Origin of the sequence: Streptomyces sp. NPDC002588, assembly GCF_040295925.1 — a bacterium.
Taxonomy (GTDB): Bacteria; Actinomycetota; Actinomycetes; order Streptomycetales; family Streptomycetaceae; genus Streptomyces.
In genome coordinates this window covers 134,215-155,951 of sequence record NZ_JBEOWF010000011.1, presented here as the reverse complement: position 1 = coordinate 155,951, position 21,737 = coordinate 134,215, and the positions used below count along the sequence as shown (strand labels likewise).

The 21,737-nt window shown below is 72.4% G+C and carries 21 protein-coding genes and 1 pseudogene; 10 read left to right on the top strand and 12 right to left on the bottom strand.

Annotated elements, in window-relative coordinates; all coding sequences use genetic code 11:
• The first annotated feature begins 157 nt into the window (after positions 1–157).
• A complete protein-coding gene (locus ABT057_RS15165; protein WP_352343354.1) occupies positions 158–502 on the top strand; it encodes a DUF1844 domain-containing protein in 345 nt (114 codons plus the stop codon).
• Positions 503–520: 18 nt separating this feature from the next.
• Here the strand turns inward: ABT057_RS15165 and ABT057_RS15160 are convergent, their stop codons facing one another.
• Positions 521–1,252 (bottom strand): SseB family protein, encoded by a 732-nt coding sequence (locus ABT057_RS15160; protein ID WP_352343353.1) that lies wholly within the window; start codon positions 1,250–1,252, stop codon positions 521–523.
• A 150-nt stretch (positions 1,253–1,402) separates the two neighbouring features.
• On the opposite strand from ABT057_RS15160, the gene ABT057_RS15155 reads away from it, so the two are divergent.
• The 5 genes from ABT057_RS15155 (at position 1,403) to ABT057_RS15135 (ending at position 6,045) form a co-directional block, all read left to right on the top strand.
• On the top strand, positions 1,403–2,410 hold the full coding sequence (locus ABT057_RS15155; protein WP_352343351.1) for a serine hydrolase: 1,008 nt from the start codon (positions 1,403–1,405) through the stop codon (positions 2,408–2,410).
• A 363-nt stretch (positions 2,411–2,773) separates the two neighbouring features.
• Positions 2,774–3,100, top strand: a complete 327-nt coding sequence (locus ABT057_RS15150) for a DUF485 domain-containing protein (RefSeq protein ID WP_352343349.1) — start codon at positions 2,774–2,776, stop codon at positions 3,098–3,100.
• Positions 3,072–4,709: a monocarboxylic acid transporter gene (locus ABT057_RS15145; protein ID WP_502973908.1), complete on the top strand. Its 1,638-nt coding sequence runs from the start codon at positions 3,072–3,074 to the stop codon at positions 4,707–4,709. Before ABT057_RS15150 ends, ABT057_RS15145 begins: the two co-directional genes overlap by 29 nt.
• On the top strand, positions 4,706–5,233 hold the full coding sequence (locus ABT057_RS15140) for a YbhB/YbcL family Raf kinase inhibitor-like protein (protein WP_352343347.1): 528 nt from the start codon (positions 4,706–4,708) through the stop codon (positions 5,231–5,233). Before ABT057_RS15145 ends, ABT057_RS15140 begins: the two co-directional genes overlap by 4 nt.
• 95 nt (positions 5,234–5,328) lie before the next feature.
• Positions 5,329–6,045, top strand: a complete 717-nt coding sequence (locus ABT057_RS15135) for a DJ-1/PfpI family protein (protein ID WP_352343345.1) — start codon at positions 5,329–5,331, stop codon at positions 6,043–6,045.
• A 57-nt stretch (positions 6,046–6,102) separates the two neighbouring features.
• Here the strand turns inward: ABT057_RS15135 and ABT057_RS15130 are convergent, their stop codons facing one another.
• Positions 6,103–7,101, bottom strand: a complete 999-nt coding sequence (locus ABT057_RS15130; protein ID WP_352343344.1) for a GlxA family transcriptional regulator — start codon at positions 7,099–7,101, stop codon at positions 6,103–6,105.
• Between the two features lie 71 nt (positions 7,102–7,172).
• Between ABT057_RS15130 and ABT057_RS15125 the strand changes: the two genes are divergently transcribed.
• The gene (locus tag ABT057_RS15125) at positions 7,173–8,288 is read left to right on the top strand and encodes a M20 family metallopeptidase (protein ID WP_352343342.1); all 1,116 of its coding nucleotides are present in this window, start codon (positions 7,173–7,175) and stop codon (positions 8,286–8,288) included.
• A 101-nt stretch (positions 8,289–8,389) separates the two neighbouring features.
• Here the strand turns inward: ABT057_RS15125 and mycP are convergent, their stop codons facing one another.
• Together mycP and ABT057_RS15115 are read right to left on the bottom strand one after the other, a co-directional pair.
• Complete coding sequence (mycP, locus tag ABT057_RS15120; protein ID WP_352343340.1) at positions 8,390–9,601, bottom strand: type VII secretion-associated serine protease mycosin; 1,212 nt, start codon at positions 9,599–9,601, stop codon at positions 8,390–8,392.
• Positions 9,598–11,718, bottom strand: a complete 2,121-nt coding sequence (locus tag ABT057_RS15115; RefSeq protein WP_352343338.1) for a hypothetical protein — start codon at positions 11,716–11,718, stop codon at positions 9,598–9,600. Before ABT057_RS15115 ends, mycP begins: the two co-directional genes overlap by 4 nt.
• Before the next feature lie 282 nt (positions 11,719–12,000).
• Between ABT057_RS15115 and ABT057_RS15110 the strand changes: the two genes are divergently transcribed.
• Positions 12,001–13,203, top strand: coding sequence for an amino acid deaminase/aldolase (locus tag ABT057_RS15110; RefSeq protein ID WP_352343337.1), 1,203 nt, complete (start codon positions 12,001–12,003; stop codon positions 13,201–13,203).
• 13 nt (positions 13,204–13,216) lie between these two features.
• Here the strand turns inward: ABT057_RS15110 and ABT057_RS15105 are convergent, their stop codons facing one another.
• From ABT057_RS15105 to ABT057_RS15095, 3 genes are read right to left on the bottom strand one after another with little or no spacing between them, the layout of a single operon-like run.
• Positions 13,217–14,008, bottom strand: coding sequence for a 3-oxoacyl-ACP reductase (locus ABT057_RS15105; protein ID WP_352343336.1), 792 nt, complete (start codon positions 14,006–14,008; stop codon positions 13,217–13,219).
• Positions 14,005–15,378: an aldehyde dehydrogenase family protein gene (locus ABT057_RS15100; protein ID WP_352343334.1), complete on the bottom strand. Its 1,374-nt coding sequence runs from the start codon at positions 15,376–15,378 to the stop codon at positions 14,005–14,007. Before ABT057_RS15100 ends, ABT057_RS15105 begins: the two co-directional genes overlap by 4 nt.
• A gap of 11 nt (positions 15,379–15,389) precedes the next feature.
• On the bottom strand, positions 15,390–16,748 hold the full coding sequence (locus ABT057_RS15095; RefSeq protein WP_352343332.1) for a glutamine synthetase family protein: 1,359 nt from the start codon (positions 16,746–16,748) through the stop codon (positions 15,390–15,392).
• Positions 16,749–16,854: 106 nt separating this feature from the next.
• On the opposite strand from ABT057_RS15095, the gene ABT057_RS15090 reads away from it, so the two are divergent.
• Both ABT057_RS15090 and ABT057_RS15085 read left to right on the top strand, forming a co-directional pair.
• Complete coding sequence (locus ABT057_RS15090) at positions 16,855–17,595, top strand: FadR/GntR family transcriptional regulator (RefSeq protein WP_352343330.1); 741 nt, start codon at positions 16,855–16,857, stop codon at positions 17,593–17,595.
• Between the two features lie 70 nt (positions 17,596–17,665).
• Positions 17,666–18,376: a gamma-glutamyl-gamma-aminobutyrate hydrolase family protein gene (locus ABT057_RS15085; RefSeq protein ID WP_352343328.1), complete on the top strand. Its 711-nt coding sequence runs from the start codon at positions 17,666–17,668 to the stop codon at positions 18,374–18,376.
• Here the strand turns inward: ABT057_RS15085 and ABT057_RS15080 are convergent.
• From ABT057_RS15080 to ABT057_RS15060, 5 genes and pseudogenes are all read right to left on the bottom strand, one after another.
• Positions 18,351–19,319 carry a phosphotransferase gene (locus ABT057_RS15080; RefSeq protein ID WP_352343326.1) on the bottom strand — a complete coding sequence of 323 codons (969 nt, stop codon included), beginning with the start codon at positions 19,317–19,319 and terminating at the stop codon, positions 18,351–18,353. The two genes, ABT057_RS15085 and ABT057_RS15080, sit on opposite strands and share 26 nt — an antisense overlap.
• A gap of 85 nt (positions 19,320–19,404) precedes the next feature.
• The gene (locus ABT057_RS15075) at positions 19,405–19,539 is read right to left on the bottom strand and encodes a hypothetical protein (RefSeq protein ID WP_352343325.1); all 135 of its coding nucleotides are present in this window, start codon (positions 19,537–19,539) and stop codon (positions 19,405–19,407) included.
• 87 nt (positions 19,540–19,626) lie between these two features.
• Positions 19,627–20,598, bottom strand: coding sequence for a LysR family transcriptional regulator (locus ABT057_RS15070; RefSeq protein ID WP_352343324.1), 972 nt, complete (start codon positions 20,596–20,598; stop codon positions 19,627–19,629).
• A gap of 86 nt (positions 20,599–20,684) precedes the next feature.
• Positions 20,685–20,831 (bottom strand): annotated as a pseudogene (locus tag ABT057_RS15065) (helical backbone metal receptor); the annotation flags it as partial.
• Positions 20,832–20,834: 3 nt separating this feature from the next.
• Positions 20,835–21,404: a helix-turn-helix domain-containing protein gene (locus tag ABT057_RS15060; protein ID WP_352343323.1), complete on the bottom strand. Its 570-nt coding sequence runs from the start codon at positions 21,402–21,404 to the stop codon at positions 20,835–20,837.
• Positions 21,405–21,737 lie beyond the last annotated feature (333 nt).

Here is a 21,737-nt window from a genome sequence, read left to right as displayed (position 1 = left end):
GGGTGGGAGCTCGGAGTCTCCACTTGTGGGCCGGGCCCGCCTGCCGAGTGGCACGCGTGTCCGACCGGTCGTTACACGAGATTAGCAGTCTGCGCCAGGAACGGCCAATCGAGCCCTCGGCACGGGGCCCGGCGGGCCTGCGCCTATGGTGTCCTGCATGAGTGAGAGCCCCGATTTCAACGAGATGACCCGCGACATCGCCGAGGTCCCGGCGGTCGAGGTGATCGTGACGGTCGCCGTGAACCTGATGAGCGCCGCCGCGGTGAAACTCGGGCTCACCGAGGAAGGCGACAAGTACAAGGACCTCGACGAGGCCCGCAAGCTGGTCACCGCCCTCGCCGGTCTGCTCGACGCGAGCGCGACCGAGATCAGTTCCTTCCACGCGGCCCCGCTGCGCGACGGCCTGAAGTCGCTGCAGCTCGCCTTCCGCGAGGCGTCACTCGTCCCGGACGAGCCGGGCCATGGCCCGGGCGAGAAGTACACCGGCCCGATCTACGGCTGAGGCCGGCGGGCACTGGATTCACTCGCGTACGTACAGGGGCTCGCCCGGAGGTGTCGTCCCGGCCGGCAGCAGTGCCAGGTCGAGGCCGCGCACGAGGCGGGCCCGCAGCGTCTCGTCGGCGGCGAGGCGCCCGGCGACCGACCGGGCGGCCTCCGCGGGGACGGCGGCCGGGCCGAGGACGAGGGCGAGGGTGCCGTCGGCCCGCCCCGGCCCGAGGTGGGCGCTGAGCACGTCCGGTTCCGCGGCCACCACGGCCCGTACCGCCTCCCGCACCGCCGGATCGGCGAGCGGATCGGCGCTCGTACGGCCCTCCGCGAGCGCCAGCAGCGCGGGCCCCGTCAGCTCGAAGGCGACCGGCCCCGCCAGGTCGAGCACCACGGTGTCCGCCTTCTCGTGCGCGGCGGCCTGCAGGGCCTGGTGCAGGGGTACGGCGACGGGCCGGGCAGCCGGGTCCCAGCGGGCCAGGGAGTCGGTGGACGTGAAGGCCGGCAGGGCGGTGCGGGCGCCCGCCTTCAGGGTGGGGACCGCCATGTCGCTGGTCTTCTCGCGGCGCAGCCCGTTCTCGTCCTCCTCGACCTCGCCGAGCACGGCCACGACGGGAACCAGCAGCCGGGCGCCCTTGAGCGCCTGCAGGACGGGTCCCACGGCGGTGCGGTCCTCGGCCCAGGCGGCGAGCGCCGCGCTCAGCCCGGGGTCGGCCGAGCCGTCGTCGTCGGAGAAGCCTGGGTCGGGAATGTTCTTGTTCGCCACGGTCACCGACCTTATCGGGGGGATGCTGCTGGGCTTGTGCGGGCCCGGAAACACGGCGGTCACGGATTTCACAGGATTCTCAGTCTCCGCTGACGTACCTCTAACGTCCGTCTAACGGCCCGCACAGTCGGCGTCGCCACCATCTCGGGCATGGAGTCTTCCAGAGCACGTCGTGGCCGCCGCTCCCGCCCTTCCCGGCGACGTCCGCTCCTCTACATCACGCTCGCCACCGTGGCCGTCCTGGGCGCCACCGCGGGCGGGACCGTCTATGTGAAGGGGCACGCTCACTCCGGTACGGGCGCCGTATCGTCGTCCTCTCCGGCGCCGTCGGCGTCCGCGTCGGAGTCGGAGTCGGAGTCGGACGAGGGGATCTCGGTGGAGTCGGTGGCAGCACCCGAGGTGGACTACGACACTCTGCTGGCCAAGGCCATGACGTCGGTGAGCGTGCCGAGCGGGGCGAAGGTGTCCGCGGCCGTGCTCGACGTGGACTCCGGGGACGGCGCCGCGTACGGGGACGCCGCGTTCGACACGGCGAGCATCGTCAAGGTGGACATCCTGGCGACATTGCTGCTCCAGGCGCAGGACGCGGGCCGGCACCTCACCGCGAGCGAGAAGTCGTACGCCACCACGATGATCGAGAACAGCGACAACACCTCGGCCTCGGCGCTGTGGGACGCCATCGGGCAGGCCGAGGGGCTGGACGCGGCGAACGAGCGGTTCGGGCTCACGGACACCGAGGGCGGCGACGGGGCGTTGTGGGGGCTGACCCAGACCACGGCCGCCGACCAGCTCACGCTGCTCCAGCAGGTCTTCGGGGACGACTCGGAACTGAGCGAGGCCTCGCAGGCGTACATCCAGGGGCTGATGGGGCAGATCGCCGCCGATCAGCACTGGGGCGTCTCCGCGGCGGCGGACGGCTCGGCGTGGGCGCTGAAGAACGGCTGGCTGCCGCGGAGCACGACCGGGCTGTGGGACATCAACAGCATCGGACGGGTGACGTCCGGCGGGCACACCTACCTGGTGGCGGTGCTGTCGAACGGCAACGCGACGCAGGCGAAGGGCATCACGCTGGTGGAGGCGGCGGCGAAGGCTGCGGTCTCGGCCCTCGCGGACGACACCACGTCGGCGACCGCTTCGGCTTCGGCCACCGGGTGGTGACGGGCGGTCCCAGTGCTGGATTCCTCATGAGGTCGAACAGCACGCGTACGTGCTCCTGCGGCTGAACCGGCGCCGGTGAGGCCCCTCCTGGGGTCCGGCGCCTCGCCGGCATCGCCGTCCGCTTCGGCATCTCCGTCCGCGCCGCACCCGCCTGCGCTCAGCAGCGGAGCGAGGACATGCGGCCGGAAAGTATCGCCATGTGTCCCTCCGGCCACTCATCACCTCCCCCGGCTGCGCCGAGACTGGTTCGCGTAACTGCATTTGCCAGCCAATGACAACGCCGCTTTCCCGCTCGGCGATGTTTCTCGGACCCACCACGTGGGCCAACAGGGCTGCGATCCATTCGGAGGCTCCATGGATGTCGTGGAAGACACCACAGGCAGCAGGTCGGAGACCAACTGGAAGGAAATCCAACGCAGTTCTGAGTTCGTCGAACTGCGGCGTCGGCAGCGTGTTTTCGCTTTTCCGCTGACTGGGTTCTTCCTGACCTGGTACCTGCTCTATCTGGTGCTGGCCGACTACGCGCACGAGTTCATGGCCACGAAGGTGGCCGGCAACATCACGCTCGGGCTGGTACTCGGTCTCCTGCAGTTCGTGTCCACCTTTCTGATCACGATCGCGTACGTGTGGTTCGCGAACCGGCGACTGGATCCCGTCGCCGATGCCGTCCGAGACCGGGCCGAGGTGTGATCGCGTGAACAACAACCACCCGGGCCTGAACATCACCGTCTTCGGCGTGTTCGTCGCCATCAGCCTCGTCGTCGTGTACCGCGTCAACCGCGGCACCCGGTCCGCATCCGGTTTCTACACCGGCGACAGCGGCTTCACCGGTCGGCAGAACGGCGTCGCACTCGCAGGTGACTACCTGTCGGCCGCCGCGTTCCTCGGCATCACCGGGGCCATCGCCCTCAACGGGTACGACGGCTTCCTGTACTCGATCGGGTTCCTCGTCGCATGGCTCGTCGCGCTCCTGCTCGTCGCCGAGTTGCTGCGCAACACCGGCCGTTTCACGATGGCCGACGTCCTCAGCTTCCGGATGCGCCAGCGCCCCGTACGCACGGCGGCGGCGATCTCCACACTCGCCGTGACCTTCTTCTACCTGCTCGCCCAGATGAACGGTGCGGGCGGCCTGGTCGCCCTCCTGCTCGGCGTGGGCGACGAGGTGGGACAGGCCGTGGTCATCACGGTGGTGGGCGTCGTGATGATCGCCTACGTGTTGATCGGCGGCATGAAGGGCACCACCTGGGTCCAGATCATCAAGGCGTTGCTGCTGTTCGCGACGGCATTCGTGATGACCGTCTGGATCCTCAGCCGTTACGGATTCAACGTCTCCTCGCTGCTCGGCGATGTGGTGCGGCACGGCGGGGAGAACGGCGAGGCGATGCTCGCACCGGGCAAGCAATACGGTGCGACCGGCACCACCAGGGCCGACTTCCTCTCCCTCGGCATCACGCTGGTCCTCGGCACGGCCGGTCTCCCGCACGTGCTGATGAGGTTCTACACCGTCCCCGACGCCCGGGCGGCCCGGCGTTCCGTGGTGTGGGCGATCGGCCTGATCGGCGCGTTCCTGCTGATGACGATGGTGCTCGGCTACGGAGCGGCTGCTCTGGTCGGTTCGGAGCGCATACTCGGCGCCCCCGGCAAGGTGAACTCGGCGATCCCCCTGCTGGCCGCCGAGCTCGGCGGTCCGGCACTGCTCGGCCTCGTCGCGGCAGTGGCGTTCGCGACGATCCTCGCAGTCGTCGCCGGGCTGGCGATCACCGCGGCGGCGTCGTTCGCTCACGACATCTACCTGAACGTGATCAAGAAGAACGATCCCGATGCCGGCGCGTCCCAAGTGGTCGTGGCCCGCTGGGCGGTCGTGGTCATCGGGCTGGTCTCGATCGTCGGCGGCATCGTGACCAACGGTCAGAACGTCGCGTTCCTCGTGGCGCTGGCGTTCGCGGTGGCCGCCTCGGCGAACCTGCCCACGACGCTGTACACGTTGTTCTGGAAACGATTCAACACGACCGGCGCACTGTGGAGCATGTACGGCGGGCTGGGCACGACGATAACGCTGATCGTGTTCTCCCCCGTCGTTTCCGGCAGCGAGACGGCCATCTTCCCCAAGGCCGACTTCGACTGGTTCCCGTTGTCCAACCCCGGCATCGTCTCAATTCCCCTGTCCTTCCTTCTCGGTTGTGTCGGCACCCTGCTCTCCGGCGAAAAGGCCGACGCTGTGAAACACGCCGAGATGGAGGTACGCGCATTGACCGGAATAGGCGTCGACCGCGCCACCGGAACGAAAGGAACAGCATGAAGCTCGACCGACCGGCAGCTCCCGACCCTTACGGTCTCCTGCCCGCGGTTCCCTCGTTTCAGCTCTTGTCGACGGATGTCGCGGACGGGAAGCAGCTGTCCGACGACCACACGCTGGACGGGGCGAATCGTTCACCCCGGCTGAGCTGGTCCGGGTTCCCCGACACGACGCGAAGCTTCGTGGTCACCTGCTTCGACCCGGACGCACCCACCCCCTCGGGGTTCTGGCACTGGACGGCGCTCGATATTCCGGTCACCACGACCGAGCTGTCCGCCGGTGCGGGAGCAAGTGACGAAACGCTGCCCCGCGGCGCGTTCCACGTCCGCAACGACTTCGGTGCCCGCGCCTACGGCGGCGCGGCACCCCCTCCCGGCGATCGCGACCACCGCTACTGCTTCGCCGTGCACGCGGTCGACGTCGAGCACCTCGACCTCACTCCCGACGCCACACCGACCGCGGCGGCGTTCACCCTCCTCTTCCACACCCTCGCCAGAGGGGTCGTCACGCCCGTCTACTCCCGTTGAGCGGTCACGGGAGACGGCACGGCGAAACGCCTCCGGCACAGACCGACGACCGACATCACGCGCATGACGAGCCAAGCGAACGGAGCACACGACCGATGATCCCGCACGACCAGCCACTGAAGATCGGCTCGCTTCTCTTCGAGGGACTGGACCAGATCGACCTCACCGGACCCTTCGAAGTACTCTCTCAGATCCCGAACTCGACCTACTCGGTGTACGCCAGGACGACCGACCCGGTCCAGGACATCCACGGTCTGCGGCTGACCGCCGACGCCACGCTGGCCGACGCACCGCAGCTCGACGTGCTGCACGTGCCGGGCGGGTTCGGGCAGGAAGCGCTGATGGAAGACGACGAGGTGCTGGACTGGATCAGGCGGCAGGCGCTCGGGGCACACTCCGTGTTCTCCGTCTGCACGGGGGCGCTGCTGTGCGGTGCCGCGGGCCTGCTCCAGGGCCGCCGCGCGACCACGCACTGGTCGGCGATCCACCTCCTGCCCTACTTCGGTGCGATCCCGGTCGACGACCGGGTCGTCGTGGACGGGAACTGGGTCTTCGCCGGGGGTGTCACGGCGGGGATCGACGGGGCCCTGCAGCTGGCCGCCGAGCTGCGCGGCGAACCAGCGGCCCAGCGCATCCAGCTGGCGATGCAGTACGCGCCGGAACCGCCGTTCGACAGCGGGACACCGGAGACCGCGCCGGCCGAGGTACTGGAGGCGGCGAAGCGGTCGGTGGCGAAGCTGACGGCCCAGCGGGAAGCGACCGCCGAACGGATCGGCAAGAAGCTCGGCGTGGAACTCCCGGCTGCGGGCTGACCACCACGGACGGTGTCCCGGCATCATCGCCGGGACACCGTCCGCTCGTTCCCCCGGTCACGGCGACGGCGCCGGCTCGCTGGACGTCCTGACGGCGTCGTTCGGAGTGGTGTGGAACGCCCGCCGGTAGTCGGACGGGGCGATGTGCAAGATCTCGCGGAACCTTCGCCGAAAGGCCACCGTCGTCTCGAACCCGCATCGGGTGGCGATCTGGGCGATTGTCAGATCCGAGGTCTCCAGCAGCCGCTGTGCCCGCAGCACCCGCTGGCGCGTGACCCACTTCCACGGGGAGGTCCCGAACTGCGCCTGGAAGTGGCGGCCGAAGGAGCGGGGGCTGTAGCCGATGTGATCGGCCATCTCGGCGACGCTCAAGGGCTGCTCCAGCCGCTCGTCGAGCCAGCTCAGAAGCCGCGCCATGTCGATGTTGGCCGAGACGGGGTGCGGGAGGCGGTGTTCGACGAACTGGGCCTGGTCCCCGGCCCGGTGCGGGGACACCAGCGTCCGGCGCGCAACCTTGTTCGCCGCCTCGGCACCGAAGTCGCCGCGGATGATGTGCAGACAGAGATCGATCCCCGCGGCGACGCCCCCCGAGGAGAGCAGATCGCCGTCGTCGACGTAGAGGACGTTGTCCTCGACCGTCGCTTCCGGGAACAGGCGGCGCAGGTCCCCGGTGACCGCCCAGTGCGTGGTCGCCCTGCGGCCGTCGAGCAGGCCACTGTGCCCCAGGGCGAAGGCGCCGGTGCAGATCGACACCATCCGAGCGCCGCCGGCCGCGGCCCGGCGCAACGCCGACGCCGTCGCCCGGGGCAACGGGTCCGTGATGGGGCCGTAGCCGGGGACGAGCACGGTGTCGGCCTGATCGAGCAGTTCCAACCCGCCCTGTCCGGCGACCTGCGCACCACAGGCGGAAACCACCGGGCCACCGTCCGAGGTGCACACCCTCAACTCGTACCGCGGAGGATCGGGGTCACGGTGCCGGAACCCGAAGAACTGCGAGGCCGCGCCGAAGTCCAGCAGGACCAGGCCGTCGAGCGCCAGAACCACAACACGATGCATGGCGGGAAAGTATCAGAGGGTGTCCCTCCCGCCACTCCCCCGAGCAACGGAACAGCATGGAGGATCGGGCCATGAGTGAAGCTGTCGCCTTGACCAGAAGCCTCGTCGCGCTCGACACGGCCGGACACGACGAGAGCAGGGCCGTCGCCGTGCTGGCTCCCCTGCTGGAGAGCGCGGGCTTCGACGTCAGCACCGTCGAGCACGCACCCGGCCGGTGCACCCTCGTCGCGGAGTGGTCGATCGACCACGATGTGCCGCCGCTCTGCCTGTCGGGGCACCTCGACACCGTCCCGCTCGGTGCCGCGCCCTGGACGCACGACCCGTTCTTCGCCGAGCAGGACGGCGACCGCCTCCACGGCCGCGGTACCAGCGACATGAAAGGAGGGGTGGCCGCGATCGTGGCGGCCGCCACCCGGCTCACATCCGGACGCGCGCGCCGGGCTGGGCTCCGTATCGTGCTGACAGCAGCCGAGGAGACCGGATCCGACGGTGCACGCGCCGCGGCGTCGCTGCTGCGGGGCAGACCCAGCGGACCGCTGGTGATCACCGAGCCGACCGCCAACACCGTCGCCTACGGGCACAAGGGAGCGCTGTGGCTCACAGGGCGCGCCGTCGGGGTCACCGCGCACGGATCGACGCCGTCGCTCGGCGTGAACGCGATCACCCGGCTCGCGCACGCCACCGTGCGGCTCGCCCACCACTCGTTCCGCCACGAGGCGCATCCGGTGATGGGGGAACCGACACTCAACGTCGGGACCTTCCACGGCGGTCTCAACACCAACTCCGTGCCCGACCGGGCCGAGATGACGCTCGACGTCCGTACCGTCGCCGGACAGCGGCACGACTTGGTTTCGGCGGAGCTGGCCGCCTGCGCGGGGCCGGACGTGGAGTGGGAGCCGCTGGTCGACCTTCCGCCGGTGTGGACGCAGCCGGACGGTGAGTGGGCGGCCTCTGTCGCTTCCGACGTGCGGGAGATCACCGGTGTGACACAGCCCGGGCCGAGGGGGATGTCGTACTTCACCGATGCCGCGGTCCTGGCTCCCGCGCTCGGTTCGGTGCCGACAGTGATCTGCGGCCCCGGCGAACCCGACCAGGCACACGTCACCGACGAGTGGTGCTCGACGAGCCGGATCGATGAGTCGGTGGCGATCCTGCAACAGCTCTGCCGGTCATGGTGCGGGCTGTGAGCAGCGCGAGAGCCGGACCGGCCCCGGCCCTCGGTCCCCGACCCGGGCGTGCGCGCGGTGGCGGGCTCCCAGGTGCCGCGACGGGTCCTCGCCAAGGGGCACTAGTAGGCCTCGTCGTCGGTGTCCGGCTCGCGGCGGCCGCGCCACAGGACGACCGCGCCCATCAGGAGCACCACCCCGGCGCCGCCCGCGAGGGGGGCCACCCAGCTGGAGGTGTCGTCCTCGGACGGGGCCGGTTCGGGGCCCGAGCCGAAGTACTTCTTGCCGTAGGCCAGGGACTCGAGGCCCTCGGGCTTGAGGCGGGCGGCGGCCTTGATCGCGGCGGCCGGGTCGATGAAGCCGAAGCCCCGGGAGTCGTCGCGCCCGCCCACGGGAGGGTTGCTCGCGGTGTCCTCGAGGAGCTTCTTGATCTGGGCCGGGGTGAGACCCGGGTGGGCCGCCTCGATGAGGGCGACGGTTCCCGAGACGAACGCCGAGGCGGCGCTGGTCCCCCAACCCTTGTAGTACTTGAGGTCCGGTTCGGCGATGACGACGTCTTTGCCCGGGGCGCTGACCGTGGCGTACCAGCGGCGGGTGGAGAAGTCCGCCCGGGCGCCCTCGCGGTCGACGGCGGTCGCGGCGATCACCCCGGGGTAGGCGGCCGGGTAGGAGATGTGGTCGCCCGTCTTGCCGCCGTTGCCCGCGGAGGCGACGACCACGACGCCCTTCTTCAGCGCGTACTGGATGGCCTCGTCCTCGGCGGGCTCGGGGTGGGCGGAGGCCGAGTCGTCGCCGAGGGACAGGTTGATGACGTCGGCGTCGTGGTCGGCGGCCCAGCGGATGCCCTCGGCGAGGGCGTTGCCGCGGGTGTTGCGGGCCTTGGTGCGCTGCGGGTCGCCGTCCTCGAGGATCACCCGGACCGGCAGGATCTTCACCTCCGGGGCGATGCCCGTGACGCCGTCGCCGTTGTCGTACCCGTGGCCGTGACCGGCGATGATGCCGGCCATGGCGGTGCCGTGCACGGCCCAGGCGTTCTGGCCCTCGACCGCGCCGAAGCCGACCATGTCCTTGCCTTTGAGGACGTTCCCGACGAGGTCGGGGTGGTCGGCCTCCACGCCGGTGTCCAGGACGGCGACGGTGATGCCCTTGCCCTTGGTGGTCTGCCAGACCTCCTGGGCGTGCAGGGCGTCCAGGGCCCACTGCTGGGCGCGGATGCCGTCGGCGTGGGCGGGGGCGGCGGGCAGCAGGGCGACGGAGCCGGCGAGGAGGCAGCAGAGGAGCCCGGCGCGGCGACCGGTCCGACGGGTCCGACGGGTTGTGGGGCGGCGGATCATCCGGGCTGCTCCGAGGGCGGCGTGACGGCGATTTTGCGCAGGGCGCGCTCCACACGGTCGGCGAGGCCCTGGGCCTCGTTGCCCAGGCCGGCCTGGGCGGGGGCCGTGGTGGCGCCGGACGCGGTGGCCTCCTGCGCGGACTGGGGGGCGTCGACGGTACGGCCGTCGGCCCAGCCGGAGACGGAGTAGACGACGACCGGGGCGTCGGTGAGGACCGAGATCGTCCACGAGGCGCGCTGCTTGTCGCCGAAGGCGGCGGCGACGGTGCCCTTCGCGGCGTAGGGCCGCGGCATGAGGTCGGTGCGCTTCGCCAGGCCCTCCTTGTCGAAGCGGGTCTCCAGGGAGCGCATGGCGTTGGCGTCGGCGGTGGTGAAGAGCAGGCCGACGGTGGTGACGTAGCTCTGGGTGGCGTCGGTGTAGGTGGCGCGCAGGAGCCGCTGGCAGCCGACGGGGGCGAGGGCCCGGCTCAGCAGCGGGTCGAAGGCGTCGGCGCAGCCGCTGTCCGGGGCGACGGCGACCCGGGTCCAGATCCGGTCGGCTCCGCCGGGTCCGGCGCCCTGGCCCGCGATGGTCACGGGGAACAGGTCGTCGACGGGAACGTTGTGCCACAGCCCGCCGGCCGCGGTGTACGCGCCCCGCTCGCTTCCGCCCTGCGCGTCCCCTATGAGCCAACTCCCGGTGACGGCACCGCCGATCAGCCCGAGGCCGAGCACGAGGCAGGCGGCGGCCGCGACGGTGCGCGTCCGCCGGCCCAGCCGCCGGGGCTCGTCCCCGAACCCTTCGGGCCGGGCGAAGGTGACGACGGGCCGGGTGGCACCGGAGGCACCGCCGGGGCTCATGGGAGCGCTCCAGGAGAGAGCAGGGTCGGGCGAGACCCCACCGGACGAGCCCGCGCCGGGAGCGGCCGTGGGCCGGGGCGGGGGTGCGGCGGGGGCTGTCCTCGGCCGCGGCGGGGGTGCGGTGGGGGGCCGGACCGTGGTGTCCGGGTCCGCGGACCGGGCGGCGAAGTCGGGGTGGCGGACGGGGGAGGCGGGGCTCCAGGCCGGCTGCGCGTCCGGGTCGACGGGGAGCGGTGGCGCGGCGGGGCGCTGCCCGGAAGCGGGCGCCGAACCCTGGTCCGGGTCCTTCTGGGCGGCCCGGCCCGGGGCGGGAACCCAGCTGCGGGGCAGTGGGCTCCAGGCGCTCTCGTCGGCGGACTCGGCGGCGGGACGCGGGCCGGCGGGGGCCGTGGGGCGGGGAATCGCCGAACCCTCCGCCCGCGGGCCGTCGGAACGGACGCCGCCCGGGCTGCCGGGTCCGGCGCTCCGCGAGGACGTCGCGCCGGTGGCGCCCGTGTCCCGGGGGCCACCGCTCTCGGCGGGGCGCGGCGCCGTCGGGCCACCGGTACGCCCACCGGTCGTCCCCGTGGCGCGGAACCTTTCGGGACGCACCGGCCGGAAGCCGAGCGGGCGGGCGGGAGCCGGCCCGGCGGGCGGGGTGGGGCGGGGGGTGTCGGTCGTCGGGTCCGGGCGGGGACCGCCGGATGCGGTGCGGCCGGGGAAGGGGACATCCCCTCGCGAGGTCGGCTCGTCACGCCGGGCGGCCGAACGGTCGCCACCCGCCGGACGATCGGTTCCGGCGGGACGGCGTGCTTCCGCCTGGCGGTCCGCCGCGGCCGTGCTACCCGTTTCCGCCTGCCTGTCCGCCGGTGGCGGGGTGTCCGGGAAGCGGGCCGAGGCGGGCGGCGGGGGCGGGGCCATGGCGTCCGGGGGGTGGGGAAAGCGCGGTGCGGGGGGTGCCGTGTCGGAGCGTGGGGAGGCGCTGGCGCCGGGCACGGGGGCGTACGGCCTGACCCAGGGCGAGGCTCCCCGGGGTGTCCTCGGAGTGGGCGACGCGGTGCGGGTCGAGGCGGACGGGGCGTCCGCGGGGGTCTCGGGCACGTCCCTCGATGTCCCTCCGCCCGGTGTCCCGGTGGGCTCGGCCGTACCCGCCTCGGCCGTGCCCGCCTCGGGCGGCTCGCCGGCCGTTTCCTCCGGCGTGGGCTCCCCGGGCGGCCGGGTCGGGCGCGGGGGGACGCCGGGGCGGGGCGGCACGTCGGGGCGCGGGGGGACCGAGGCGCGGCGTGCTTCCGTGCTCATGCACCCCCCGTTTCCTCGTGCCCGGGCCGTCGTTCTCGTACGCGGGCCGACGTGCGCTTGCCCGGCGGCCCGGTGCGGACACGGTGGTCCGCCCTGGGCACGCATACCCGCACGGGCGGACCGGCATCCCGGCGCGGGTCCCCGCGGCCGGAGCCGTCGTCCGTGCGTGCGCGTCACTCTACGGCTTGTTGCCGACCGAACGGGAACCAGTCCGCGACCCGCGGGGCATCTGCCCGGATCGTCCCCCTACCCTGCGGTAATCCTGTCTGGCAGGCTTCGTTCATGACTGCGCGCGCCGCCGACCGGGCCCGTTACGACCGGGCCACCGAGCACCTCGACGCCCCTCTCGCGATCGTCGACCTGGAGGCCTTCGACGCCAACGCGGCCGACCTCGTCCGCCGGGCCGGCGGCAAGCCGATCCGCGTGGCCAGCAAGTCGATCCGCTGCCGGACGCTGATCGAACGCGTCCTGGCGAAGGACGGCTTCGCGGGGATCATGTCCTTCACCCTCGCCGAATCGCTGTGGCTCGCCCGCTCCGGTTTCGACGACATCCTGCTCGCCTACCCCTCCGCCGACCGGTCCGCCTTCGCCGAGCTCGCCGCCGACCCCAAGCTGGCCTCCGCCGTCACGGTCATGGTCGACGACGTGGCCCAGCTGGAACTCATCGACGCGGCGCGCGCGGGCGGCACCGAAGTCGTCCGGGTCTGCCTGGAGTTGGACACCTCGCTGAAGCTGCTCGGCGGCCGGCTCCGGGTCGGCGCCCTGCGTTCCCCGCTGCACTCCCCCGCCCAGGTCGCCGAGGTGGCTCGGGCGGTGGCCCGGCGGCCGGGGTTCGAGCTGGTGGGGATCATGGCGTACGAGGGGCACATCGCCGGTGTCGGTGACGCCGTCGCCGGGCGGCCCCTCCGCTCCCGCGCGATCCGGCTGATGCAGGCCACGGCCCGGCGTGAACTGGCCGAGCGGCGCGCCGCCGTGGTGCGGGCGGTGCGGGCCGTCGTACCGGATCTGGAGTTCGTCAACGGCGGCGGCACCGGCAGCGTCCAGCACACCGCCGCGGAGGACGCGGTCACGGAGATCGCCGCCGGGTCGGGGCTGTACGTGCCGCGGCTCTTCGACAACTACACGTCGTTCAGCGGGCGTCCGGCCGCGCTGTTCGCCCAGCCCGTGGTACGGCGGCCGGGGGTCGGTGTGGTGACCGTGCTCGGCGGCGGCTACCCGGCCTCCGGTGCCGCCGGACCCGACCGGCTCCCGGTGCCGTACCTCCCGGAGGGGCTGCGCTACGACCCCCAGGAGGGCCCCGGCGAGGTGCAGACCCCGCTCATCGGCTCCCCCGCCGACGATCTGCTGATCGGCGACAAGGTGTGGTTCCGGCACGCGAAGGCCGGTGAGCTGTGCGAGCGGTTCGAGACGCTGCACCTCGTCGAGGGGGACGCGGTCACGGCGACCGTGCCCACCTACCGCGGCGAGGGCCAAACGTTCCTCTGAGGACGGCGGAGACCTACAGCGGCGTGACGTACGCCCCGGCGATCCCGCCGTCGACCAGGAAGTCGGAGGCGTTGACGAACGAGGAGTCGTCGCTGGCCAGGAAGGCGACGGCGGCGGCGATCTCCTCGGCCTCGGCGAACCGGCCCACCGGGATGTGGACGAGGCGGCGCGCGGCGCGCTCCGGGTCCTTGGCGAACAGCTCCTGCAGGAGAGGGGTGTTGACCGGGCCGGGGCAGAGGGCGTTCACGCGGATGCCCTCGCGCGCGAACTGCACGCCCAGTTCGCGCGACATGGCGAGCACGCCGCCCTTGGACGCCGTGTACGAGATCTGGGACGTGGCGGCGCCCATCCGCGCCACGAACGACGCCGTGTTGATGATGGAGCCCTTGCCCTGGCGCCGCATGTAGGGAATCGCGGCCTTGCAGCACAGGTAGACGGAGGTCAGGTTGACCTCCTGGACCCGCTTCCAGGCCTCGAGGCCGGTCTCCAGGATGGAGTCGTCGTCGGGCGGGGAGATGCCCGCGTTGTTGAAGGCGATGTCGACGCTGCCGTAGGTGTCGTACGCCGTCCTGAACAGCGCCTCGACCTGCTCCGGGTCGGTGACGTCGACCTTCACGAAGGTCCCGCCGGTCTCCTCGGCGGCCGCCTTGCCGCGGGCCTCGTCGACGTCGCCGCAGACGACGTGCGCGCCCTCGGAGGCGAGCCGGCGCGCGGTGGCGAGGCCGATGCCGCTGCCGGCTCCGGTGATGACGGCCGTACGGCCGACGAGCCGCCGGCAGATGATCTCTTCAGGCGATGCGGTCACTGTGCGGGGCCCTCCGTGCTGATGAAGACGTTCTTGGTTTCGGTGAACGCGGCCAGGGCGTCCGGGCCGAGCTCGCGGCCGACGCCGGACTGCTTGTAGCCGCCGAACGGGGTCCAGTAGCGAACGCTGGAGTGGGAGTTCACGGACAGGTTCCCGGCGCGCACGGCCTGCGAGACGCGCAGCGCGCGGCCGATGTCACGGGTCCAGACGGAGCCGGAGAGGCCGTAGGGGGTGTCGTTGGCGAGCCGTACGGCGTCCGCCTCGTCGGTGAAGGGCAGCAGGACGGCGACGGGTCCGAAGATCTCCTCGCGGGCCGCGTCGGAGTCGGGCGCGGCGCCCGTGAGGACGGTCGGCGGGAACCAGAATCCGGGGCCCTCGGGGGCGGTGCCGCGCAGCGCCCGGGCGTCGTCCGGCACGAACGACCGTACGCGGTCCACCTGCCGGCGGGAGATCAGCGGACCCATGTGGGTGGCCTCGTCGGCCGGGTCCCCGACCACGACGGCCGACAGCTCCCGGGCGAGATGCTCGGCCACCTCGTCGTAGACGCTCTCCTGGACCAGGATCCGGGTGCGGGCGCAGCAGTCCTGTCCGGAGTTGTCGAGGAAGGAGAACGGGTCGACGGCGGCCTTGAGGTCGGCGTCGGCGAAGACGATGTTGGGGCTCTTGCCGCCGAGTTCCAGGGTGACGGGCTTGACCTGCCGGGCGCAGCGCTCCATGACCTCGCGGCCGGTGCGGGTGGAGCCGGTGAAAACGATCTTCGCGACGCCCGGGTGGTCGACGAGCGCACGTCCGGCGACCGCGCCGTGGCCGGGGAGGACCTGGAACAGACCCTCGGGAAGCCCTGCATCCAGGGCGAGTTCGGCCAGCCGCAGGGCGGTGAGCGGGGTGGTCTCGGCCGGTTTGAGGACGACCGCGTTGCCGGCGGCGAGGGCCGGGAAGGAGCCCCAGGCGGCGATCGGCATGGGGAAGTTCCAGGGGGCGATCACTCCGACCACGCCGAGCGGTTCGTGGAAGGTGACGTTCCAGCCGCCCGGTACGGGGATCTGGCTGCCGAGGAGCCGTTCCACACCCCCCGCGGCGTACAGCAGCAGGTCGCGGGCGTTGCCGGCCTCCCAGCGGGCGTTGCCGAGGAGGTGGCCGGCCTCCCGGACCTCGAGCCCGGCCAGTTCTTCGAGACGGGTGTCGACGACGTCGGCGAAACGGCGCAGCAGCCGGGCCCGGTCGGCGGGCGGGAGCGCGGCCCACTTGGGCTGCGCCCCCGCGGCACGTACGACGGCCGCGTCCACGTCGGCCTCGGTGGCGGCGGGAACGGTCGCGACGACCTCTTCCGTCGCCGGATTGAGGACGGTCAGCTCATGCTCGTACGACAACGAAGGACCTTTCACAGACGTTCGAAGGAGCGGCGCAGCTCCCAGTCGGTGACCGCGGCGTCGAAGGCCTCCAGCTCGACGCGGGCCATGTTGGCGTAGTGCGCGACGACCTCCTCGCCGAACGCGGCCAGGGCGATGGGACTGTCCGCCCAGAGCCCGGCGGCCTCGCGGAGGGTGGTGGGGACGTGCGCGTAGTCGGCGGTGTAGGCGTTGCCGGGGCAGGCCTCGGGGAGTTCGAGCTTCTGCTCGATGCCGTACAGGCCGGCCGCGACCAGGCCCGCGACCGCGAGGTGCGGGTTGACGTCACCGCCCGGGAGCCGGTTCTCGAAGCGCAGGGAGCGGCCGTGTCCCACGACCCGCAGCGCGCAGGTGCGGTTGTCGTGCCCCCAGGCGACGGCGGTCGGGGCGAAGGAGCCCGGCTGGAACCGCTTGTAGGAGTTGATGTTGGGGGCGTAGAGGAGGGAGAAGTCGCGCAGGGCCGCCAGTTGTCCGGCGAGGAAGTACCGCATGACCTCGGACATCCCGTCGGGCCCGGCCATCGCGTTGTTTCCGGCGGCGTCCGCGAGCGAGAGGTGGATGTGGCAGGAGTTGCCCTCGCGCTCGTTGTACTTCGCCATGAAGGTGAGGGAGACGCCCTCCTGGGCGGCGATCTCCTTGGCGCCGGTCTTGTAGATGGCGTGCTGGTCGCAGGTGACCAGTGCCTCGTCGTAGCGGAAGGCGATCTCGTGCTGGCCGGGGTTGCACTCGCCCTTGGCGGACTCCACGGTGAGGCCGGCGGCCGCCATCTCGTTGCGGATGCGGCGCAGCAGCGGCTCGATGCGTCCCGTCCCGAGGACCGAGTAGTCGATGTTGTACTGGTTGGCGGGGGTGAGCCCCCGGTAGTCGGCGTCCCAGGCCTGCTCGTAGGTGTCCTTGAAGACGATGAACTCCAGCTCGGTGCCGACCTGGGCGGTGAAGCCGTGCTCGGCGAGGCGCTCCAGCTGGCGGCGGAGGATCTGGCGGGGCGCGGCGACCACGGGCGAGCCGTCGTTCCAGGCGAGGTCGGCGACGAGCATCGCCGTGCCGGTGTTCCAGGGGACGCGGCGCAGGGTGGACAGGTCGGGGTGCATGGCGAAGTCGCCGTAGCCACGGTCCCAGGAGGACATCGCGTAGCCGTCGACGGTGTTCATCTCGGTGTCGACGGCGAGGAGGTAGTTGCAGCCCTCGGTGCCGTGCCGGAGGACTTCGTCGAGGAAGAAGCGTGCGGCGAACCGCTTGCCCTGGAGGCGCCCTTGCATGTCGGGGAAGGCCAGGACGACAGTGTCGATCTCACCGCTCGCCACGAGGGCGTGCAGTTCCTCGACGGCGAGCGGGGGTGTGCGGTCTGCCACGGTGGGGCTCCTTCGGCTTCTTCGCGCTGCCGCTGCGCTTCTGCGGCCGGGCCGGGAGCCATAAGGTATTGCGGAGAACCATTGCTTGGGAAGGGGGCACGGCCAGATGTCGCTGGACGCGGACGGCGGAATGGACGACCGGCTGACGCCGGTGCTGCGGCCGGTGCGGGCGGGGAACGGCTTCGAGGAGGCGCTGGAACAGATCCTGCAGGTCGTACGGCTGGGTCTGGTGCCCGGCGGCGAGCGGCTGCCGGCCGAGCGGGAGCTCGCGGAGCGGCTCGGGATCAGCCGGGTGACGCTGCGCGAGGTGCTGAAGGTGCTGCAGGACCAGGGTCTGGTGGAATCCCGGCGGGGGCGCTACGGCGGAACGTTTGTCCTTCCCCGTACGGCGCTCGACGCGGGCGGCGAGGACGAGTTGCGGCGCCGGATCACCGAGGTCGACATCGAGGACGTCCTGCGGTTCCGGGAGGTCCTGGAGGTCGGTGCGGCCGGGCTTTGCGCCGCGCACGGGCTCGACGACGAGCAGGCCGACCGGCTGCGCGAGGCGCTGGCCCGGACGGCGGACGCGCCGCTCGCCGACTACCGCCGCCGGGACACCCTCCTGCACCTCACGCTCGCCGAACTGTGCGGCTCGCCGTCCCTCACCGCCCAGTACGCCGGGGTGCGGGCTACGGTGAACGACCTGCTCGACTGCATCCCGCTACTGGTGCGCAACCTGGAGCACTCCCAGCGGCAGCACACCGCGCTCGTGGAGGCGGTGCTCGACGGGGACGCGGACGGCGCGCGGGAGATGATGAGGGAGCACTGCGCGGGCACGGCGGCCCTGCTCAGGGGCTTCCTCGCGTGAAATGGTATGCGTACGATCCATTGCGGGAGCTTGCTTTGCGGAAGCTTGCTTTGCGGGAGCGGGAGGGCAGATGACGGACGGCAGCCGGCCGCTGATCGGCGTGAGCACCTATCTGGAGGCCGGGGCGCGCTGGGGCGTGTGGGAGCTGGAGGCCGCACTGCTGCCGGTGGGCTATCCGCGGCTGGTGCAGCGGGCGGGCGGCCTCGCCGCCATGCTCCCGCCGGACGCGCCCGAGCACGCGGCCGCGGCGGTCGCCCGGCTCGACGGGCTGGTCGTCGCGGGGGGCCCGGACGTCGAACCCGTCCGCTACGGCGCGGAGCCCGACCCCCGCACCGGCCCGCCGGCCCGCGAGCGGGACGCGTGGGAGCTGGCCCTGATCGACGCGGCACTCTCGGCCGGGCTGCCGCTGCTGGGCATCTGCCGGGGCATGCAACTGCTGAACGTGGCCCTCGGCGGGACGCTGACCCAGCACATCGACGGGCACGCGGAGGTGGTCGGCGTCTTCGGCCGTCACCCGGTGAAGCCGGTCCCCGGCACGCGGTACGCCGCCGCCGTGCCGGAGGAGGCCACGGTACCGACGTACCACCATCAGGCCGTCGACCGCCTCGGCGCGGGTCTGGTCCCGAGCGCGTACGCGGAGGACGGGACGGTGGAGGCCGTGGAGCCGCATTCCGCCGACGGCTGGGTGCTGGGTGTGCAGTGGCATCCGGAGATGGGCGACGACCTGCGCGTGATGCGGGCGCTGGTCGAGGCCGCTACGGCCGCTTCAGCCGCCTCCTGAGCCACGCGAGACCCGCCTCTCCCTGTGCCCGCTGGAAGGCGCGCAGGGTGGGCAGGCCGGGCGGGTCGGGGCGCAGCGCGTGCTCCACGAAGTAGCCGGTCAGCGCGGCCAGGGCTACGGTGACGGCGTGCGGGTCGGCCTCCCGCCCCAGCGGATGTGCCGTGAACGCCTCCTCGGGATCGGGGCCGCCCTGGGCGCGCACGCAGGGCAGCATCACGAGCAGGTCGAACCAGGGCGCGGCCAGCAGGGCGTGCGGCCAGTCGACGAACACGACGCCGTCGCCGTCGTCGCCGGTGAGCAGCATGTTGTCGGCGCGCAGGTCGCCGTGCGCGAGGGTGTCGCCGGCGGCGGCCTCGGCCCAGCCGGCGGCGAGTCCGGCGAGCTCGGTCACGTGGGCGCGGGTCCAGGGATCCAGGCGGGCGCGGAGCTCTGCCGCCTCCGGTGCCCTCAGACGCTCCCAGCCGACGAAGGCGTCGGCGAGCGACTCCGCCACGGGCGGAGCGGCGATCGGGGCCGGGGTGAGGGAGCGGCTCAGTTCGGCCACCGCGTCCAGCACCCGCCGCAACTCCCGCTCCCGCCAAGGGACATGCGGCTGACGGCCGGGAACGTCCTCGAAGACGAGGGCGACCCACGTGCCGTCGTCGTAGGTACCGAGGAGCCGGGGCGCGGGGACGGCCGGGGGCAGCGCGGCGGCGTTACGGGCCTCGGCCCGGTGCAGGCCCGGGCTGTCCGGGTTGGTCTCGGCGCTGACGGCCTTGACGAAGGCCCGGTGGCCCGCGGCGGTGCGCAGGCGGGCGGCGACGCCCGGGGAGAAGCCGCCGGGCTGGGTGGCGGCGTGGGTGACGGGGGCGCCGAGGAGGTCCGCGACGCCGTCGCGTACGGCCCCCGGAAGATCTTCCCAGGGGGTACGGACGCCTGTGGCGGGCGGGGCGGAGGACGGCATGCGCCTCATGGTGGGGGACGCACGCGTCCACGCGCCAAGGATTTCCAGGCCGACGACCAGACCGTCGGGTCCGTCCGCACGAAACTCATCCCGGGGGTGTCCCAAACGCGGGCGACTTCACGTGGATCACGTTGGTGTCGCTCTCCGGCGCACAGCCGACGTCCTTGCAGACGAGACGGATGTCCCCCTTGCTGTCCTCCGCCTCGGTCGTGTTGCTCATCGGTCCCCCGGTCCCCTGATCGACCATGCTGCCCGACGGCAGCAGCCCAGCGGTTCTTCCGGGGCCGCTGGTTCGAACCTAAGCCCCTCACCCCCGGGTCAGCGACAGCAGCTCCCTCGCCGGGCCCGTCGGACGGTGGCCCGTGGGCCAGACCGCGCGCAGGTCGCGGGCCAGGGACACGCCTTCGACCGGGACGCTCACCAGCCTCCGCATCGCCAGCTCCTCCCCCACCGCCAGTTCGCTCAGCACCGCCGGACCGGCCCCGCTGACCGCGGCCGCCTTCACGGCCGTGGTGGACGAGAGCTCGATCAGCGGACGGGCCAGGCCCCCCAACGCCGTGTCGAGGACCTGCCGGGTGCCAGAGCCCTCCTCCCGGAGGATCAAGGGGGTCGCGGCGAGTTCCGAGGCCTCCAGGGGGCGCCTGCGGCGCGCCCAGGGGTGGCCGGGGGCCGTCACGACGATCAGCCGGTCGTGGGCTATGACCACGGAGTCCAGACCCGTGGGGACGGTCAGTCCCTCCACGAAGCCGAGGTCCGCCTCGTCGGAGAGCAACCGCTCCGCCACGGCGGCCGAGTTGCCCGCGAGGAGGGACACCGCGGTGTCCGGCCGTTCGGCACGCAGGGCGAGGAGCCAGCCCGGCAGCAGGTACTCGGCGATCGTCATGCTCGCCGCCACCCTGAGCCGGGAGTCACGGCGGTCGCGGAGTGCCTGGGCCCCGATGTCGAAGGCCTCCGCCGCCTCCACGATCCGCCGCGCCCAGTCCGTCACCAGCGCGCCCGCGTCCGTGAGCCGGGAGCCGCGCGGCGAGCGGTCCACCAGCGCCACCCCCAGCTGGCGTTCCATGGAACGGATCCGGCTGCTGGCGGCCGGCTGGGTGATGCCCAGCTCGCGCGCCGCCGCGCCGAGGCTGCCGAGCCGAGCGACCGCCAGCAGCAGTTCGAGCGCTCCGAGATCCGGCACCCGGTGCGCCAGCGTGCCACCTGCGCCGGTCCGGACGTCCTTCTGCCCGGAACCCTGCCCCGCACCCTGTGCCGCGCCATGCCCCGTACGGCTGCTCATAAAGGAACCTTATGTCCTGATGGGGACGTACCCCGTGGCCGCCCTGCTCGGGCGGGTCAGCGGAGAGCTGCTCGCAGGCCGTCGGGCAGCACGTCCCCGGCGCAGGTGTCCCGGCCGAGGACCATCCAGGGGCGGCGCCAGATCGGTACGACGGCCGTGACGCGGTCGTCGGCCTTTCGGCGCCTGCCACCCGCCTCCGCCTCGTCCAGCCGGCGCGGCCGTGCCCCGCGACCCGCCTACCGCTTCCGGTTCCGCACGGCCTCGATGTGCTCCGCCACGGCGACGACGACCACCCGGGTGTCCGGCACGGTCGCCCGCCAGCGGTGGCGGACCCCGCCGGTGAGGTACAGGGTGTCGCCGCGGCCCAGGCGGTAGGCGCGGCCCTCGGCCTCTATCTCCACGGCGCCGTCGGCGACGAACATCAACTGGTCGTTGCGGTACTGGATTTCCCGGCCGGCCTCGTGACCGCCGGTGAACTCCGTGGCGTGCATCTGGTGGTGGCCGCGCACCAGGGAGCGGGAGCGCGGCTCGGGGCCGGCCGCCTGGCTGTCGTCGGCCCGTACGACGTCCACGCTGCACGCCGGGTCGGCGGCGGCGAGGAGTTCGACGGCCGTGGTGCGCAGGGCGTCGGCGACTTTCTCCAGGGAGCCGGTGCTGGGCCGCGCGCGGTCGTTCTCGATCTGGCTCAGGAACGGGACCGACAGGCCGCTGCGCTCGGCCACGACGGCGAGCGTCAGATCGAGGGACCGGCGGCGGCGCCGCACGGCCGCGCCCACCCGAAGGGGCTGTTCTTTGTGGTCGCCCATCGCTCCGGCTCCCTCCTTCGCTCGTCGGAACCGTTGATGCCCTGCCGAGTTCTCTGATGAGTTCTCTGCACCCTACGCATGTTCGGCAAACCGTTTCATGTGGCCGTCACATCGAGGACACCGGGCGTCACACGCGACCTGACAGTTCGCGCCAGTCGGCCGGCCCGGGGACGGGCCGGGCCGAAGTCCGTCCGCGCCGTTTCCGAGTCCTATTCAGTTCAATGCGCGCGCGGCCGTGAGTGTTCCCGCTCGTCGTGGGCTTCCCACCACAACGGCTCGGGTGAGGACATGGCTCTGCGTGGTTGGCTGAATCCTTACCGTGGCGACGGCACG

What these genes read in the sequence shown, in the direction of transcription:
- mycP (WP_352343340.1), bottom strand. Translation starts at nt 9,601, where the DNA reads ATGATCCGCCGCCCCACAACCCGTCGGACCCGTCGGACCGGTCGCCGC.
- ABT057_RS15080 (WP_352343326.1), bottom strand. Translation starts at nt 19,319, where the DNA reads ATGCCGTCCTCCGCCCCGCCCGCCACAGGCGTCCGTACCCCCTGGGAA.
- ABT057_RS15075 (WP_352343325.1), bottom strand. Translation starts at nt 19,539, where the DNA reads ATGAGCAACACGACCGAGGCGGAGGACAGCAAGGGGGACATCCGTCTC.
- ABT057_RS15155 (WP_352343351.1), top strand. Translation starts at nt 1,403, where the DNA reads ATGGAGTCTTCCAGAGCACGTCGTGGCCGCCGCTCCCGCCCTTCCCGG.
- ABT057_RS15070 (WP_352343324.1), bottom strand. Translation starts at nt 20,598, where the DNA reads ATGAGCAGCCGTACGGGGCATGGCGCGGCACAGGGTGCGGGGCAGGGT.
- ABT057_RS15140 (WP_352343347.1), top strand. Translation starts at nt 4,706, where the DNA reads ATGAAGCTCGACCGACCGGCAGCTCCCGACCCTTACGGTCTCCTGCCC.
- ABT057_RS15085 (WP_352343328.1), top strand. Translation starts at nt 17,666, where the DNA reads ATGACGGACGGCAGCCGGCCGCTGATCGGCGTGAGCACCTATCTGGAG.
- ABT057_RS15130 (WP_352343344.1), bottom strand. Translation starts at nt 7,101, where the DNA reads ATGCATCGTGTTGTGGTTCTGGCGCTCGACGGCCTGGTCCTGCTGGAC.
- ABT057_RS15060 (WP_352343323.1), bottom strand. Translation starts at nt 21,404, where the DNA reads ATGGGCGACCACAAAGAACAGCCCCTTCGGGTGGGCGCGGCCGTGCGG.
- ABT057_RS15110 (WP_352343337.1), top strand. Translation starts at nt 12,001, where the DNA reads ATGACTGCGCGCGCCGCCGACCGGGCCCGTTACGACCGGGCCACCGAG.
- ABT057_RS15115 (WP_352343338.1), bottom strand. Translation starts at nt 11,718, where the DNA reads ATGAGCACGGAAGCACGCCGCGCCTCGGTCCCCCCGCGCCCCGACGTG.
- ABT057_RS15090 (WP_352343330.1), top strand. Translation starts at nt 16,855, where the DNA reads ATGTCGCTGGACGCGGACGGCGGAATGGACGACCGGCTGACGCCGGTG.
- ABT057_RS15125 (WP_352343342.1), top strand. Translation starts at nt 7,173, where the DNA reads ATGAGTGAAGCTGTCGCCTTGACCAGAAGCCTCGTCGCGCTCGACACG.
- ABT057_RS15165 (WP_352343354.1), top strand. Translation starts at nt 158, where the DNA reads ATGAGTGAGAGCCCCGATTTCAACGAGATGACCCGCGACATCGCCGAG.
- ABT057_RS15135 (WP_352343345.1), top strand. Translation starts at nt 5,329, where the DNA reads ATGATCCCGCACGACCAGCCACTGAAGATCGGCTCGCTTCTCTTCGAG.
- ABT057_RS15145 (WP_502973908.1), top strand. Translation starts at nt 3,072, where the DNA reads ATGCCGTCCGAGACCGGGCCGAGGTGTGATCGCGTGAACAACAACCAC.